Source organism: Exiguobacterium sp. s161, from assembly GCF_018619045.1.
Classification (GTDB): domain Bacteria; phylum Bacillota; class Bacilli; order Exiguobacteriales; family Exiguobacteriaceae; genus Exiguobacterium_A; species Exiguobacterium_A indicum.
Genome location: NZ_JACSNH010000001.1, coordinates 1,383,631 through 1,399,052 on the forward strand (window position 1 = coordinate 1,383,631; position 15,422 = coordinate 1,399,052).

Consider the following 15,422-nt stretch of genomic DNA (forward strand, 5'->3'; position numbering starts at 1 on the left):
GTTACCATTAACAAAATATTACTTTTTTATATCAACTAATAAATTTTCCGATATATTTTTTGCATCATAAAATTTTTATTTTTGTAAATTACACTTTAGCTCAGATTTTTTTAATCAAATTGCGTCAAAACGACCTCAGCGCTGAGGTCGTTTTTGATGTATTACGTATTCTTCATCCCGTTCTTTGCTTCATACCGCTCACGCGTCCAGTTGTAGACATGACTCGTCACGGTCCGACCGTCGATTCGTTCTAAGACGAATGGTCGGTCAAGAACAGGGGTAAAACCGAGTTTCTCAACGACACGGCGTGATTGGTCATTAAAATCAAAGTGCCCGCACCAGACGACATCGATAGGCAGTTCCCGGAAGATGAAATCAAGTATTGCTTCGACGATTTCCGGCATCCGCCCTTCTCCCCAGTAATCAGGCGCGAGGACATAGCCGATCTCGACTTGACGGTCATGGGTGATTGAATCGTCCGGACGACGATTGAAGTGAAAACCGAAGCTACCGATCACTTCACCAGTTTCCTTATCGGTCACGGCATATTCGCCAGGTGACGCTTGGAAAATGCCGATCACTTCTTGGCTTTCGTCAAGTGACGCGTGCGGCGCCCAGCCTGCTTTTGGTCCAACATTTGGATCCTTCGCGTAAGCATACAATGCTTCTGCATCGTCGTCTTGCCAACGGCGTAACAAGTGCCGTGGCGTTTCAATAGTATCTGGTAAGTTCATCTGTATTCCCCCTTATTAAGATACGTTTCGCTCTCGCTCGACAGATTCCTTCACGAACAGACTCGTATAGACTAATCCAAAGCCCGTCAAGAGGATCAATCCGAGGTAAACACTCATCATCGACGGGATCAAGAAGGTCCCGACGAGAATCGTCGACCGGGAAAGTAAATCGGCTCCAGCAAACGACGTTCCCGCGAACGCTGAATATGCCCCGCGTTGATCTGCTGGCATCATGTTCGCTTTTTGAGTATTCAAGACCGGAGAGTAGAGCAACTCGCCGATCGTTGCGATGAAGATGAAGACCATCAGTGCCGTCATGCTGTTGGCACTCGTCACGACGACGTAGCCGATCGTGTACAGCATGAGACCCGCAGCGAGCGTCCGGCGCGGAGAGAAACGCTTCGCTAGTCGCTGGACGATGAACGTCAACGTGACGACGAGCAACGTATTTTCGATGTTGATGATACTCATCATCCGGACCCCGTTGATCGACCACCCGGCAAATGATAGCGGTTCGAACGAATCGGCGAGTCGGACGGCGACGTAACTGCCCATCGAAAACTCAGCCGCTAAGATACACATCGAACCGAAAACGACCTTGACGAACGGACGATCCCGCCAAGCGAGTTGATAACTCGTGAAGATATCCGTGAGGACACCACGTAGTTTTTGACGCTGCCACGTCCGTGGCGTGTCGTCGAGAAACAGGTAGTACGCAATCGGTAAAACGGACGACGTGAAGCTTAGGATCCCGAACAACAGCAGTTGGTTACTGACGTAGAGCCAGCCCCCGAGCGCCGTACCGATGGCGATCGAGAGATTGATCAGCCAGTAGTCGAGCGCATAAACCGCTTGGCGGTTTTCCTTCGTCGTTGCATCGATGATGATCGCCCCCATTGCCGGCCGGCCAAGATTACTCGTCACCGAGAAGACAGCGTAAATGACCATGAACAACAGCATCCAATCGAATGTCAACGAAATCGTCATCGTGATGAACGTCAGCGCCGTGAGCGCAGAAGTCGTGACAAGCAGACGTTTACGGGAAAAGCGGTCGGCAAGATATCCGCCGAGTAGATTCGTGATGAAGCTGACGAAGACCATCGCGATCAAAAATGCACCGGCGATGATTTCGTTGAATGCCTGGACGAAGAAGAGGGCCATGAACGGCATGATGGAGAACGAGACAGCCCGGTTGAAAAACGATGTGATAAGACGTACTTTAATTGGTTTCGGTATTTCTTTCCATTTCATATTGTCACCTTCCATTCTCTACCTGTATCATAAACAAGACAAGACGCAGAAAAAATGGACGTCATTCAAAAAAAATGTCCCCTTTTTAAGGAGGAGAAGTACGATGGATGCTTATCTTTTTATGTTATGGAAGACTTGCCGAAATGGACACTACTCGATTGCGACGCTTGCAGATGCCATCCATCTCAGTCCTAAACAAACGAAACGATATCTCAATAAATGGCAGGAAGACGGCTGGATTGGTTACACGAGTGGTCGCGGACGAGGCAACTTAAGTGAACTCGTCTGGTTGCGCCACGTTGAACGGGAATATGCGAAACGGATGCTCGAGCGGATTGACCGTGACTCGATCGAATCGGTGACGGAGGAATTGACGTGGGACTGGTCGCCGGCGCAAGCAGGACGCTTCATGCGGCAACTGGAACGAAAATTCGGCTATACACAGACGACGTCTGATGCGTTACTGATTCCGCGAAAATGGAACTTCCTGACGACACACCCTTTAGAAGCAGCCGATATCCATAGTGCCCATCTCGTCCAGAACGTCTTCAACCGGCTGTTTACGATCGATGTCGACGGCAACATCCAGGGTGAACTCGCCCATCATTATGTCTGGAACGGGGCGACGCTCAGTCTCTTCTTACGGAAGGACGTACGCTTTCATGACGGCTCGCTCCTGACGAGTAAGGAAGTGACGAAGAGCCTGCGTGCCTTGATTGCCTATCCGGCTTACGCCTATTCTTACCGGCACGTAAAGCAGATCGTCTCGAACGGTCCGTACCGGGTCGACCTCACACTCGATCAGCGCCGGAGTTCGATTTTTCCGCAGCTTGCCTCGATTCACACGAGCATCATCAAGGATGGCATTGGGACGGGACCGTTCCAACTGACGCAACATGACGACAAGAAGACCGTTCTGACGGCGTTCCCGAATTACTTCGGTATACGTGCCCTGCTCGACCGGATCGAGTTCATCCAGATGCCGGAGAAATATGACCCGGTCTACCGGACATCGGCATCTGACTCCAGTCCGATTGATACGATCGCAACGCAATCCGGGTTTTGTCTCGTCTTGCTCCATCCACGCGCCGGTGGTCCGTTTGAATCAAAAGCCGCGCGTCATTATATCCACCGGCTCGTCGCCGAAGTCCGTGGTGGCATTCATGACTTCCATGAACGGGCACAACCGAACGATTGTGGTTTTCTTGAGTCCTATAGTCAACCGTATACTGTCCCGGATGGTCCTGCCGTTTTATTCACGCAACCGATCCGAATCAAGCTGACTGATTTTACGGACAAAGTGACACGCTGGCTCTGTCAGCGATTTGATCAAGACGGGATTCCGTATGAGTTCGTCGAGGTCGGATTTGAAGAGAGCATCACGAATTTTCATATCTACGATACGATCGATCTCGCCATCCATGCCGAAGTGTTCGAGCGAAATATCCAGTACGCTTTTTATCAGTTCATGACAAATACGTTTTCACCACCGATCCGACTGTTTCAGCAGATACCAGAGATGTTGAAATCGATCGAACAATATGACGCGACACCGTTCGAAGACTGGCTCCCGATTCATCAAACGATTGAGCGTTACTTGATCGACGAATCGTACTTCATCCCGTTCTATCACGATACACGACTGATTCCGTATCCGATCGAGCTGCAAAACATCACGATTGACTCGTTCGGTTACTTTGATTTCTCGAAGCTCTGGATTTCCAACCAATCGTGACGAATCGTTGACGAAATCTTGACCTGTTTGTGACAAAACGCACGGTATTCTTTAATCTAGTATTTTAAATGTTGCATTAAAAGTGAGGCTGCGAAATACTAAGACTGTCTTCATTACTTAGTGAAAAGGAAGTGGTCTTATGTTATCAACCTCTACCATTCAAATCGTTCAATCGACTGTTCCAGTCCTCGCGTCGCACGGTGCCGCGATCACGAAAGTCTTTTATCAGCGCTTGTTTCAGGCTCATCCGGAACTGAAACACGTCTTCAATCAATCGAATCAACGAAGCGACCGCCAATCGCAAGCACTCGCAACAGCCGTGTATGCCGCTGCTGCTCACATCGATCAACTCGAGACGTTAAAGCCGGTCTTATTACCTGTGCTCCATAAACACCGTAGTCTACAAATCAAACCGGAAATGTATCCCATCGTCGGACACGAATTACTCGGGGCAATGCAAGATGTCTTAGGAGAAGCCGCAACGCCAGACATCTTGCGCGCGTGGGGAGAAGCATATGGGGAGATTGCAAATCTGTTCATCACGCTTGAAGCCGAACTTTACGCACAGGATGAACAAGCAAAAGGATTTTCCGGATATCAGACAGTCGAGATTTCGGATGTCGAGGAGCAAGCGGATGGGATTCGCGCCTTGACCTTCCGCACGGACGGTCCACTCCCCGCTTATCGAGCCGGACAATACATTACGGTGCGGATTCAAGACAAAGATGGCTTATGGCACAATCGTCAATACAGTCTGACGACGGCATCGAACATGGAAACATATACGATTGGTGTCAAACGAGAAGGCATCGTCTCGGACTACTTACATGCAGCGCAAGTCGGTGACACGGTGTTCATTAGTGCGCCAGCGGGTGCTTTTACACTCGATGCGTCAGACGAACCAGTCGTGCTGATTGCTGGTGGAATCGGCATCACACCGATGCTTGCAATGGCAGACGAAGCGTTAGCTGCTGGTCGACAGGTAACGTTACATCACGCTGTCCAAGACGAACGCAATCGTCCATTTAACGAGCAACTTGCCTTGCTTGAGCAACGTGGCGCACGCGTCATTCGTTACGCAGAACACCAGGCAATGGATCAAGCGGGTCGCCTGCCGAAAGACGTTATCGCAGGTATCACGGATTCGACATACGTCTGTGGTCCGGAAGCAATGATTCATTACGTCATTAAACACTTTACGGCGTCTTCGGACAAACTGCATTACGAAATCTTTGGACCAGCACTCGCTTTTGCAGCAGAAACACCAGTTGCGCAATAAAAAACATCCCGTTCTCTTTGACACACGTCAAGGAGAGCGGGATGTTTGATTAGAGTGGCAATCGTTCTGACAATGGACGGACCAAGACGACGTCCGTTGCCATTCGGTTATCACGGCGTGGTTCATCGACCAGTTCGATCGTCCAGTTTTTTGCATGAAGCGTATTCAAGGCACGTGCTAAGTCGTACATCGAATAGCGATCGTTACCGTTCAACTGATAGAGACCTGCTTCGTGTTCAAGTAAAATCGTAACGAGCGCTTCAGCCGTATCTTCAAGCACCGAACTCGACGGATACCAGTTCCGACTCGCCCGAATGACGCCGTGCTGCTTCATCTCGTTCGTGAAGAAGTCGACCATATTGTTCGAACCAGCTTCCGTTCCGATTTGCCAGCCGATCCGGACGATCTTCGCTTGTGGATCGAGTGCTTGAATCGCTTGCTCGCAAGCAATCTTATAGGCACCATACTCGTCGGTCGCGTCCGGTACCGCGTCCTTTTCGATCGGTGCCGGCACGTCGTCCGAGAAAACAGACACCGTACTCGTGAAGAAAAATGGAATCGCATATTCTTGGCACAAGCGGACGAGCGCTTCCGTCCAACTGACAGACCCCATTCCGATATGTAAGAAATAATCTGGTCGTTCCGTTTCTAAAAATGTCCGCATCGCCGATTCGTCAGTCGTTGAGACTTTCTTCCGGTCCCAGGCGACTGTCTCGATGTCGTGCTTTGCTAAGACATCCGCAACGACGGGTGCTACCGTACCGTTCATACCTGTTATGATTGCTTTCATGTTGATGCTTCCCCCTTATCTTCGATCGAAAATCATAAAACCGCTTGCTACTTCAGTTTACACGGGAAGTATTGATTTAACGAATCTGAGGTCATTCTTCTACGACCATTTATGCCTCAAATGAAAAAAACGTCTGCTGTCCAATCTAAAATTGGTAAGCAGACGCACTGTTTAGTTAGTTCATCCTTACTCCGAAACGCCTTCCGTTTCCATTCGGCGCCACAGTACATTCAAGAAGACCGTCATCCCACTAATCGGAATCAAAAACAATAACGCTGTGATCCATAAACTCTCCATCGACTCCACTCCTCATCGTTCAGTTCTATCTCTAGTGTACATAAGCGCGAAACCGCTTACCTCCACCTCAAGGCGGATATTTCATCCGACCTTGTCCTGTCGTACTTCAGAAAAGGAAACGGTACGATGAATCAGTAACCAGACACTGGTCATGACAAGACCACTCAAGGCAAAGAACAAAAAGACGAACGAGATGCTAAAGAACGACGTCAAGTACGACGACAATCCGTAACAGAGCGCGGAACATGCCGTTGATGCTGCGACCATCGCCGTCCGGACCCGGCCGAGCAAATGCGCAGGCGTCGAGCGCTGCAACAAGGTCGCAAATGGAATCCCGAATAACGTCAGCGCCATGCCGAGCAAGATGAACCCACCAACAGCCACTGGGACGAATGAGACATAGGCGACGATCGCAATTGCGAGACCTTGCAAGACGACGGCAAAACGAAACAGCTTATCCTGTCGTACGGAGGCGACCCACTTCCCGTATAGGAGCGACATCGCGATTCCCCCGATCACCGTCGCCAGTTCGAGTGCAGAAAACATCTGGGCATTTCCCGACAAGACACTCTTGGCATATGGCGCAAGTAAAGTATTCATCGGTGTGATCATCCAGTTTGCGAGGATCGCACAACCAAGGATCCATTTCAGGCGACCGTCACGGACGACGTGTCCGATCCCTGCGAGCAACGCTTCGCGGTACGAACCATGACGCGCCTCTTCTGCGACTTGCCCTGTCATATGTCGAACGAGTAACCAGGCGACGAGATGTAGACCAAGATCAAGCCATAAGATACTCGCGATCGAGAAATGGGCGACCATCATCCCACCGAGTAAAAATCCGCTCAACGTACCGATCCGTTCAATCGTAGCAAGGTACGCATTCGCTTGCGGCAATTGGTCATCTTCGACTAAATCAACGACCCACGTGAAGACGGCATTGCCACCAATGATTTGCAAAATCGTCTGCACGACGAGTAAGCCGAGTAACCACGGTAGGACGACGTTCGTCAGACCGATTCCCGCTAACGCGATCCCAAGCGCAAGCAATCGAATGAGCAACGACATTTGGTACAAGGATGCACTGACGAATCGATCGATCCATGGTCCGACGAACGTTGAAACGAGAAAACGAATCAAAAAGACACCAGTCGCAAGCAAGGCGACGCCAGAAGCACTAATCTCTTCCGCACTCACCCAGTAGATTGCGATATAGACAAAACTCGTCCCGACGGTCGATAACAAATCCGAGACATACATAAAACGAAACGCACGCGACATGATGCATTATTCCTTTCCTAAAACGACTTCTTGTCTATCTTACAATTTTTCTCAATTGCTGCCCATTCTTTTTTCGTCATCACATCGTCATCGTCTGTTAAGGCATTCTTACCCGTCTGTAACAGAGCCGACATGTTCATTCGCTATACTAAAACGCATAGGGAGGTGAAGATCCATGAAAACGCAAACGCGTTATGACTATGAAACCGAACAGGAACAAGTCGACGTCCCATCCGAGGCACGTCTAGGCTACTACTTTCTTTTGATCGTCCTGCCGCTTGGTCTCGCGCATCTTGTCCAGTCGCTTGCTCCTTCGCCGGATCAACACCACTCGTCCGTATTGACGGGTTTGACGTTCTTATCCATCGTCTTTTTCATGTACTTAGGTAACCGAGCTGCTGGAAATGCCAAAACGACCTTTTTCGGATACTCGATGTTCTTGAGTATCAGTCTGTTCGCGACGCTGTTTCTACCAACGGTGCCGATCATTTGAGCATAAGCAAACGAGCACCCGTCCGACTTGGACGCGTGCTCGTTTTTTAATGCGTATGCGATTCGTGTTTACCGTCACAATACAACGTATTACCGTGCGCATGCTGATCCGTTTCGACCTGGATCGTTGCATGGTTAATCCCGACGTGTTTTAAATCGTGATCAATCTGTTCACGAATCGACTCCGATTCCCTGACGGTCATGTCCTCATTGACGACGACGTGACACGATAATGCGTTATACCCACTCGTGATCGACCAGATGTGTAGATCATGTAATCCGAGGACGGCTTCGTTCGTCTGAATCGTCGAAACGACCTCATCGATATCGACGTCGCTCGGCGTTCCTTCCATCAAGACGTGAACGGATGCCTTCGTCACGTAATAGCCGCTCCGTAAGACGAGGATCGCAACGATGACACTTGCCAGTGGATCCGCCCATCCCCAACCGAAGAACATGATCAGAAGAGCAGCTGCAATCGCACCGACCGATCCGAGCATGTCACTTAACACATGTAGATACGCACCGCGCATGTTGAGGTTGTGTTCATGTCCTCCGCCGCGTGTCATGATCCAGGCAACGAGAATGTTGACGAGCAAGCCAAGGACACTGATGATCAGCATCCCGGTCGTTGCGACAGCGGGTGGATCGATGAAGCGTTGAATCGCTTCAATGAAAATATAGAGAGCGATGACGATTAACGTCACGCCATTTATGATGGCGGCCAAGATTTCAAAGCGTTTTGAACCGAACGTCTTATTCGCATCCGGTGCTTGACTCGAAAACTGGAAGGCTAACAGGGCGATCGCAAGTGAAATCGAATCACTTAACATGTGCCCAGCGTCCGATAACAACGCGAGACTGTTCGTCCAAATTCCGCCGATGACCTCGACGATCATGAACGCGGTGATGATCAGAAACGACAGGCCCAGTACCTTTTTATTGTCGGTATGATGATGGTGGTGATGATGATCATGTGCCATGACGTTGCCTCCTTTTACCTTACATTCAAACGTCTATTTGAATTATAACGTGCCTTCGTTCTGTGGTCAACGGGCTCATCTGTTATATCCCACGCCTTTACTCTTCTAAAACGACTCATCTGACTAAACAAAAAAACGATGGCCTATTACCATCGCTTATACCATATCCTTTTCAAATATACGACCGAAAATCCTCTGTTTGCTGCTCGAGTTGTCGTGCGACCTCTTCGATTGCGGTAAAGCGTTGCATCGTTTCTTTTACCGTCGCAAGGCTCGACGCGACTTCGAGATGGGACGCTTCAATCTTTTTCATCATCGCCATGATTTGACGGTTCATCGTTTCCGTATTCGTGCGTACTTCGACAACTGCACTGCCGACTAAATCCGATAAGTTTTTGACTTCACTGGCAACGACGGTAAAGCCTTTACCGTGCTCCCCTGCCCGTGCCGCTTCGATTGCCGCATTCAGAGACAACAGGTTCGTCCTGGCAGCAATCTCCTTGATCGTATCAGCAATCTTTGTGATCTCGATGGCTTGGTCATACAGCGTTTCGAATGTCTGTTGGTTTTCTGCCGTTTCACTCGCGATCGTAGTCATCGTCTCTTGAAGCTGGTTGCCATCTTTCGATCCTTGAACCGATTGCAGATTTAGTCCTTCAGCAAGCGTCTGGAAGCTTTTCGCATATCCTTGTACCCGGTCAATCCGGTCCGTGATGTTACTCGCGATCTTGACGACGCCGACGACTTCTTCTCCCTCAAATATCGGCATGTAGGTTGCTTCAAGCCATAAGATGTCGCCCCGGGCATCGACTCGTTTGATTTTATCCGCTGTACTGAAGCCCGAAAACAGGCGTGTCTAAAAGTCTTGATACTCACGGCTGTTTGCGAATTCTGGTGTGCAAAACGTATGGTGCTGTAAGCCAATCATCTCGTCCCGCTTATATTTCATCGTTTTTGCAAACAAGTCATTGACGTCGACGACACGTCGTTGGCGATCAAAATAAATCATCGCGACGTTTGCTTCCAGGCTCGATAAGATTGCTGGAGAGCGTAGAGCTCTCGGTAAGGTTTCATTCATGGTGTCATTAACTCCTTCTATATATCATTCATGTACTAAGACAGTTTTCCAAAAGAACAATCTGTACCTATTTATCGTCATCGATTGACCTTTTTTGTAGCTGAATCGGCGATTATCCAAGTTGATTTTTCCAGAGAGCTGACAGAAGAAGAAGTCGAAGAATCGTATCGTGATTATCTCGACGATTTAGTTCGGTGGGGTCATATTTAAAAAGAACGATGGACTTCAGATGAAATCAATCGCTCTTCGTTTGCGCTTCGATTTTCTCATTACGAGCAGCCTCAAAGTTGCGATAAATCGTGAATCCTACTAAACCGATCAACCAGATAATTCCATAACCGAGTTCCCAGTCGAATCCAAAATACAAGATTGACGATGTAATGACGACAATGAGAACTAACCGAATGCTTGATAGATGATACTTACTCATGATTTCCCTCCTTTTCTTCCGCCACCGAAGTAGATGTATGTCACGAATAAAATCAACGTCCACGTAAAGACTGCGAATATGATTTTAAACAGACCATCAGGCAGTATTTTTGAGATGTATAACAGGGTCATTAAGATTGAAAAGGTTAAATGGTTATTTCTCATTTGTGCCGAGAGCTTATCCCAATTGAGCAGTACAAGTAATACTGCTACCGGTGCGAGAAGTGCCGTGAGAAAGAAAAAAGGAACGTTTCTCATATTGTACGGTATTTCATCTTTATTCTTTTCCATCGCCTATCACTCCTCATCTAAAAACGTATAGAACCACCTTCTCACTCATTTTGTCGTATACACGAATGAATCGGATTATACATACTACTATGAAATCGTTGGGAATCATGTACTGACGACTGAATACGACCGGCGGAATATCGAAATGACTAGTTCCGCTCAACATAAGTTTAAGAAGACAATGTACTTTATATAACAATCGAGTCCATTCAGGTAGCTCATGAATGGACTCGATTTATGTACCTCTTAACATTCTTCTTTCATGTTCAATGATTCTGCCGAGCGAATCATAATTTGTTTTGTAGCATCATCGATGGATATGACACAATCCCATGTCGGCTTTAATTGTAAGATGTTCTTTTGATCCAACCACAAGACCGCAGTCAGTTCGATGAAATCCCCCATCACTACCATTTTTCTCGCCTTCTCATCAATGACGGCATACAGTTCATCATCCAAGCTGATTTTCCAACCAAAAAATTCACTGACTTTCACTTATCATTTCCTCCAAACAATCTTTTGTCATCCGAATCAATCTCCCATTAAAACGAAATCTTCCATTTCTTCCGCGCGATCAGTACAACGATTAGCGTAACCAAAAGCGATACTTTGAGCGTCGTATCATTGATTAGATGTAGCCCGTAATGAAGTGAAAAGAGTACCATGAGTAGCGCAACGACGCTTCCTAAAAAGACCATGTTTTTCATTTTGTCACCTCACTCCCATTCTTGACTACTTGCTGTCAATACTCTGAAATATACCGTCCTTCTTGTTTGTTCGTAATTTGTTCGCCATCTTTGAATCCCATGACTTTAAAGCGATGAGATCCCGATCGATAAATCTCATATTCATTTTCCGGTTCATCCTGGAACACGACCCGTGCAATGAACTCACCCGTGCTCGTATCGTATCGAATTTTCTTGTTCTTCACATATGTGATATACTTCTGTTGCTTCAAATAATGATCGATTTCCTGAGTGACCTCTTGTTTTTCATCATAGTAAAACACCTTATAGGCTGAAGCACCGATGATGCCCACTCCTAAAATCATCACTATCGTAATCCATACATACATTCGTTTCATATCATCACTCCCGAGTAGAAATAAGAAAAATATCGTATTTCCAGATTCCATTCCCCTTGTTTTAAAAACTAGATATGTATAAACTAATATAAGACCACAAAAAAAGGAAGCAGTTTATGATAAAAAAATCCATAAAATACTTTTTATTGTCATTAATGATGCTTGTTATCATCTTGAATCTCCTGAATGGTCGAGTGATTGAAAATGAGCGATTAACGTTAGCTGTGAATATCGCTATCGTGCTGATGGCATTATTTTTTATCAGCTTGAGATTTTCAAAGCGAAAACGTAAATAGGATGCTTATCGCTCTAAAAAAGTATGTAGAGGTGGTTAACTCGTGGGGCAATTCATGATTGTCGGCGCTCTGATGAATCTTCTGATCATCGGCGTAGTCGTTTATGTTGTATGGAAACTAGTCAAGAAAATTCTTAAAAAATAAGTGATTCATTCGTTTTAGTTCGTATGCATTATGTTTACATCAAAAGGTCCCTTTCTCATTTTCGAGAAAGGGACCTTGCTTGTTATTTATTTACCCTGCGTAATTGAACAACGGATCACGCAATTCGAACTCATACGTCTCACCGTCGACGATACCGACGATCGCGTCACTTTCGATCAACTGATGCAGGAAGCCTGCCATCTCAGCTGCCGTATGGTACTTCTTGACGTTCTTGCTGTAGTCGAACCCTGCTTCGCCGCGCGAACGATCCGCAAACTCTGTCTCAGTCGCAGCTGGTGCCAGTACTTTCGCCCGGAGTTTTGCCCCACCTTTTTGCAGTTCTTGCGCGAGACCCTCTGTGTAAGCACTGACATAGAACTTCGTCGCGCAATACGTGACCGCGTTCGGCACGATCCGGTAACCGCCTGCTGACGAGATATTGACGAGCGTCGTTCCGTCGACGTCATGATGATCGCGGACGAACAGACTCGATAGAATCGTCAGCGCCTCAATGTTCAAGCGAAGCATTTTCTCGATTTTCCCGAGCTCAATGTCCTGGACGAGATCAAAATCGCCGAATCCGGCATTGTTGATCCACGTCTCGATGTCGAGTTCCTTTAGTCCATCATATAAATCATGGACGTTTTGGTTATCGGCGAGATCGACCGACTTGAGGATGACATCACTATCTGGTGAGATCTGTTTGACTTCATCCCGAAGTTTTTCGAGCTCAGACGTCCGTCGCGCGACGAGGACGAGTGATTTTCCTTTTCCTGCGAGTAGTTTTGCCGTCTCATATCCAATTCCTGAACTTGCTCCTGTAATGACCGTGTACTTCATGTAGCATATCCCCTTTTTGATTTGGTATAGTGAGAGTCTAATCCTTAGAGTGAACTCTAAGTCAAGCAGAAAGGTGAGATGTATGTATACGATTTCTGAAATCAGTCGATTGACCGATACGAATGCCCATACGATCCGCTATTACGAGAAAGAAGGGCTACTGTTTCCGAAGCGTCAGAACGGACAACGTCGATACGACGACCAAGACGTAACGTGGCTTCGGTTCGTCCTTCGCTTGCGTGAAACGCATATGCCGATCGAGCAAATCCGTTCTTACGTGACGCTGTTCCTTGCTCACGGCGAGCAGGATACGACCCCAGAACGGCTCGCCTTGCTTGAAGCACACCATGCGAACGTCTTAGCACAGCTAGCAGCATTACAAGAAACGGAGCGAATGATCGCAGAAAAAGTCGACACTTATCGTCGCCTCCATCCTACGATTCCCGCTCCTGATGTTGTTCAATCCTCTGAGAACGCCTCCGTCAATTGACGATAGACTGTTTCACGTTCGTCAGGCGTCAACGTAAGAAAACTATCGCCGATGTTGACTTCCGTCGCGCAGCCGCTCTCTTTCTCAACTAGATAACCAGCGATACCTACTTTTCCGTGAGACTGGATTTCAACCAATTTTTCCTCGACGACTGCTTTTTCTGCCTTGAAGTAGAGATGAAACATGTTCGAGACTGGCTCTTGGGGACGAGTCGAGATGTCCGAAATCGCATTTAATCTGCTCGCAAGCTCCTTTGCGGCTGCATGGTACTCTGCCATGCGGTCTTTTCGTTGTTCATAATAAAAATCGGCAGACAGAATATACGGATATAGACTGATCAAGTCACCGCCGTAGCGACGTTTCCAGATCCGTGCCTCTTGGCAAAATGGTTCTGGTCCAGCTAAGATTGCTCCTGCGACACCGCCGAGCCCCTTATAAAAAGAGATATAGACACTGTCAAACAGTTGCGCGATGTCCTTAGCTTCTGCCTCATAATACGGTAAGACCTCAAGTAAACGGGCACCGTCCAAGTGAAGACGGATATTCTGTTTGCGGGCATACGCACAAATCACTTCGAGTTCTTCACGCGACGGAAGCAATCCGCCGAGTTCGCGTTGTGGTAGTTCGAGTAACAGACAGCTGACGTCCGGCAAAGCTTTGACGTCGTCTATCGTCATCATCCGATCGGCTTCTCCGACTAGTATTGGTTCTATCCCGTGCAATTTCTTTAAGCCGTCCTGTTCATGAATCTCAAGGTGACAGAGCGGGTGATAAGCGACCTTACGATTGTTCTGTTCATCCGACCAGATACGTAGCGCAATCTGTTGCGCCATCGTGCCACTCGGGAAAAAGACCGCATCGTCGTGTCCGAGTAAGTCTACCATCTTGCGCTCAAACGTCTTGATTAATTCGCCGTTGCCATAAATATCACTTGGTTGATCAGCCGAGACAGTTCGGAGCGCTTCTTGTAACACGCCGACCGTCCGACTACCATGTCCATCTAAACGTTTCGTCGTTTCTTGGTAACTCGTTCGTAAATCCATCTCTTTCATTCCCTTCTAAATCAATGACTATTTTTTGAAAAAATCAAAATATTCCCTCTCCACTTTTGCTATACTGTGTAGCGAAAGTCTGTTAAACGTACTCGTCAAAGGAGGTGTCCCTATCGTGAAAACGCTTCGCACTCGCCTATTGCTTCTTATTCCACTTGTCTGTCTACTACTACTTACCGTGCAACAATTCGTCCCGTCGCTCTATACGTCACTCCTTGGACGAATTGATCCAGCAACGAATACATATTGCGTCGACCGTTGCGGTCCAAAGGAATCGATCTTCGATACGATCGAAGAAGGAACGTCTTATGGTGAAAGCACGGTCACAATGAGCGAAGTCGATCCACCAGCTCCATGGTTCCGGACAGGGTTCGATTCTTCGGTGACGACACCTCCTTATCTTCTCATACTATGTCTCGTTCTCCTGTTTTGTAGCTGGTTTTTCTGGCATTATCTCCAGTGGTTGCGTCGACCGCGTATCGATCCATCAGGGTATGTGCTTCCGCCACGATTTCCAATCTTCATTTATGAGACAAAAGACCTGCCTGCTGACTCGATTCGAAAACAACTCGTTCACTTTAATGCACAATTGCCGCTTTCCTTACGACGCCGGACCCACGAGACAGTAACAGAATGGTTCGACCGGATTGCGTTTCCATCTCCTGTTGATCCGCTCTACTTTGAAGTGCGATATGGGAAAATGCCGGTCATCTCGACACATCAATTGACCTTCTTCGTCCAAGCGATGGAGCGATATCTTCGGAACTGCCAAGTCCAGTCATCAATTTCTTGAATCTAGTCGCCTTGCGGATTGAAGCTTGGCGTTTTTTTGTGTTTACAGATGTGATTGCTCTTGAAAAAATATTTTAGAGAACT

The 15,422-nt window shown here is 47.5% G+C and carries 19 protein-coding genes; 5 read left to right on the top strand and 14 right to left on the bottom strand.

Annotation, left to right across the window (positions count from 1 at the left end):
- Positions 1-161 precede the first annotated feature (161 nt).
- Together KNQ14_RS07070 and KNQ14_RS07075 are read right to left on the bottom strand one after the other, a co-directional pair.
- A complete protein-coding gene (locus KNQ14_RS07070) occupies positions 162-734 on the bottom strand; it encodes a GNAT family N-acetyltransferase (protein WP_214860291.1) in 573 nt (190 codons plus the stop codon).
- Between the two features lie 15 nt (positions 735-749).
- Positions 750-1,985 carry an MDR family MFS transporter gene (locus KNQ14_RS07075; protein WP_214860293.1) on the bottom strand — a complete coding sequence of 412 codons (1,236 nt, stop codon included), beginning with the start codon at positions 1,983-1,985 and terminating at the stop codon, positions 750-752.
- 121 nt (positions 1,986-2,106) lie between these two features.
- On the opposite strand from KNQ14_RS07075, the gene KNQ14_RS07080 reads away from it, so the two are divergent.
- A complete protein-coding gene (locus KNQ14_RS07080) occupies positions 2,107-3,720 on the top strand; it encodes an ABC transporter substrate-binding protein (protein ID WP_251138286.1) in 1,614 nt (537 codons plus the stop codon).
- Between the two features lie 139 nt (positions 3,721-3,859).
- Positions 3,860-4,999, top strand: coding sequence for a globin domain-containing protein (locus tag KNQ14_RS07085; protein ID WP_214860297.1), 1,140 nt, complete (start codon positions 3,860-3,862; stop codon positions 4,997-4,999).
- Positions 5,000-5,048: 49 nt separating this feature from the next.
- On the opposite strand, the gene KNQ14_RS07090 is transcribed toward KNQ14_RS07085, so the two are convergent.
- Together KNQ14_RS07090 and KNQ14_RS07095 are read right to left on the bottom strand one after the other, a co-directional pair.
- Entirely contained in the window at positions 5,049-5,789 is a 741-nt protein-coding gene (locus KNQ14_RS07090) for a sugar nucleotide-binding protein (protein ID WP_214860299.1), read from the bottom strand.
- Between the two features lie 378 nt (positions 5,790-6,167).
- Positions 6,168-7,367 (bottom strand): MFS transporter, encoded by a 1,200-nt coding sequence (locus KNQ14_RS07095; protein WP_214860301.1) that lies wholly within the window; start codon positions 7,365-7,367, stop codon positions 6,168-6,170.
- A 175-nt stretch (positions 7,368-7,542) separates the two neighbouring features.
- Between KNQ14_RS07095 and KNQ14_RS07100 the strand changes: the two genes are divergently transcribed.
- Positions 7,543-7,860 (top strand): hypothetical protein, encoded by a 318-nt coding sequence (locus tag KNQ14_RS07100; RefSeq protein ID WP_023468204.1) that lies wholly within the window; start codon positions 7,543-7,545, stop codon positions 7,858-7,860.
- Between the two features lie 46 nt (positions 7,861-7,906).
- On the opposite strand, the gene KNQ14_RS07105 is transcribed toward KNQ14_RS07100, so the two are convergent.
- The 9 genes from KNQ14_RS07105 to KNQ14_RS07140 all read right to left on the bottom strand — a co-directional run bounded on the left by KNQ14_RS07105 (position 7,907) and on the right by KNQ14_RS07140 (position 13,004).
- A complete protein-coding gene (locus KNQ14_RS07105) occupies positions 7,907-8,842 on the bottom strand; it encodes a cation diffusion facilitator family transporter (protein WP_214860303.1) in 936 nt (311 codons plus the stop codon).
- Positions 8,843-9,014: 172 nt separating this feature from the next.
- Positions 9,015-9,611: a methyl-accepting chemotaxis protein gene (locus KNQ14_RS07110; RefSeq protein ID WP_251138287.1), complete on the bottom strand. Its 597-nt coding sequence runs from the start codon at positions 9,609-9,611 to the stop codon at positions 9,015-9,017.
- 87 nt (positions 9,612-9,698) lie between these two features.
- The gene (locus KNQ14_RS16715) at positions 9,699-9,920 is read right to left on the bottom strand and encodes a PAS domain S-box protein (RefSeq protein WP_251138288.1); all 222 of its coding nucleotides are present in this window, start codon (positions 9,918-9,920) and stop codon (positions 9,699-9,701) included.
- A gap of 235 nt (positions 9,921-10,155) precedes the next feature.
- Positions 10,156-10,350, bottom strand: a complete 195-nt coding sequence (locus KNQ14_RS07115) for a hypothetical protein (protein ID WP_214860304.1) — start codon at positions 10,348-10,350, stop codon at positions 10,156-10,158.
- Positions 10,347-10,640, bottom strand: coding sequence for a hypothetical protein (locus KNQ14_RS07120; protein ID WP_214860305.1), 294 nt, complete (start codon positions 10,638-10,640; stop codon positions 10,347-10,349). The genes KNQ14_RS07115 and KNQ14_RS07120 overlap by 4 nt, the downstream gene beginning before the upstream one ends.
- A gap of 246 nt (positions 10,641-10,886) precedes the next feature.
- The gene (locus KNQ14_RS07125) at positions 10,887-11,135 is read right to left on the bottom strand and encodes a hypothetical protein (protein ID WP_214860306.1); all 249 of its coding nucleotides are present in this window, start codon (positions 11,133-11,135) and stop codon (positions 10,887-10,889) included.
- Between the two features lie 47 nt (positions 11,136-11,182).
- Positions 11,183-11,347, bottom strand: coding sequence for a hypothetical protein (locus KNQ14_RS07130; RefSeq protein ID WP_214860307.1), 165 nt, complete (start codon positions 11,345-11,347; stop codon positions 11,183-11,185).
- 35 nt (positions 11,348-11,382) lie between these two features.
- Positions 11,383-11,775, bottom strand: coding sequence for a DUF3139 domain-containing protein (locus KNQ14_RS07135; RefSeq protein WP_371743333.1), 393 nt, complete (start codon positions 11,773-11,775; stop codon positions 11,383-11,385).
- A gap of 479 nt (positions 11,776-12,254) precedes the next feature.
- The gene (locus KNQ14_RS07140) at positions 12,255-13,004 is read right to left on the bottom strand and encodes an SDR family NAD(P)-dependent oxidoreductase (protein ID WP_214860309.1); all 750 of its coding nucleotides are present in this window, start codon (positions 13,002-13,004) and stop codon (positions 12,255-12,257) included.
- A gap of 82 nt (positions 13,005-13,086) precedes the next feature.
- Between KNQ14_RS07140 and KNQ14_RS07145 the strand changes: the two genes are divergently transcribed.
- Positions 13,087-13,494 (top strand): MerR family transcriptional regulator, encoded by a 408-nt coding sequence (locus KNQ14_RS07145; protein ID WP_214860312.1) that lies wholly within the window; start codon positions 13,087-13,089, stop codon positions 13,492-13,494.
- Here KNQ14_RS07145 and KNQ14_RS07150 read toward each other — a convergent pair.
- The gene (locus KNQ14_RS07150; protein WP_371743334.1) at positions 13,464-14,546 is read right to left on the bottom strand and encodes a threonine aldolase family protein; all 1,083 of its coding nucleotides are present in this window, start codon (positions 14,544-14,546) and stop codon (positions 13,464-13,466) included. The two genes, KNQ14_RS07145 and KNQ14_RS07150, sit on opposite strands and share 31 nt — an antisense overlap.
- Before the next feature lie 115 nt (positions 14,547-14,661).
- On the opposite strand from KNQ14_RS07150, the gene KNQ14_RS07155 reads away from it, so the two are divergent.
- A complete protein-coding gene (locus tag KNQ14_RS07155) occupies positions 14,662-15,339 on the top strand; it encodes a hypothetical protein (RefSeq protein WP_214860314.1) in 678 nt (225 codons plus the stop codon).
- Positions 15,340-15,422 lie beyond the last annotated feature (83 nt).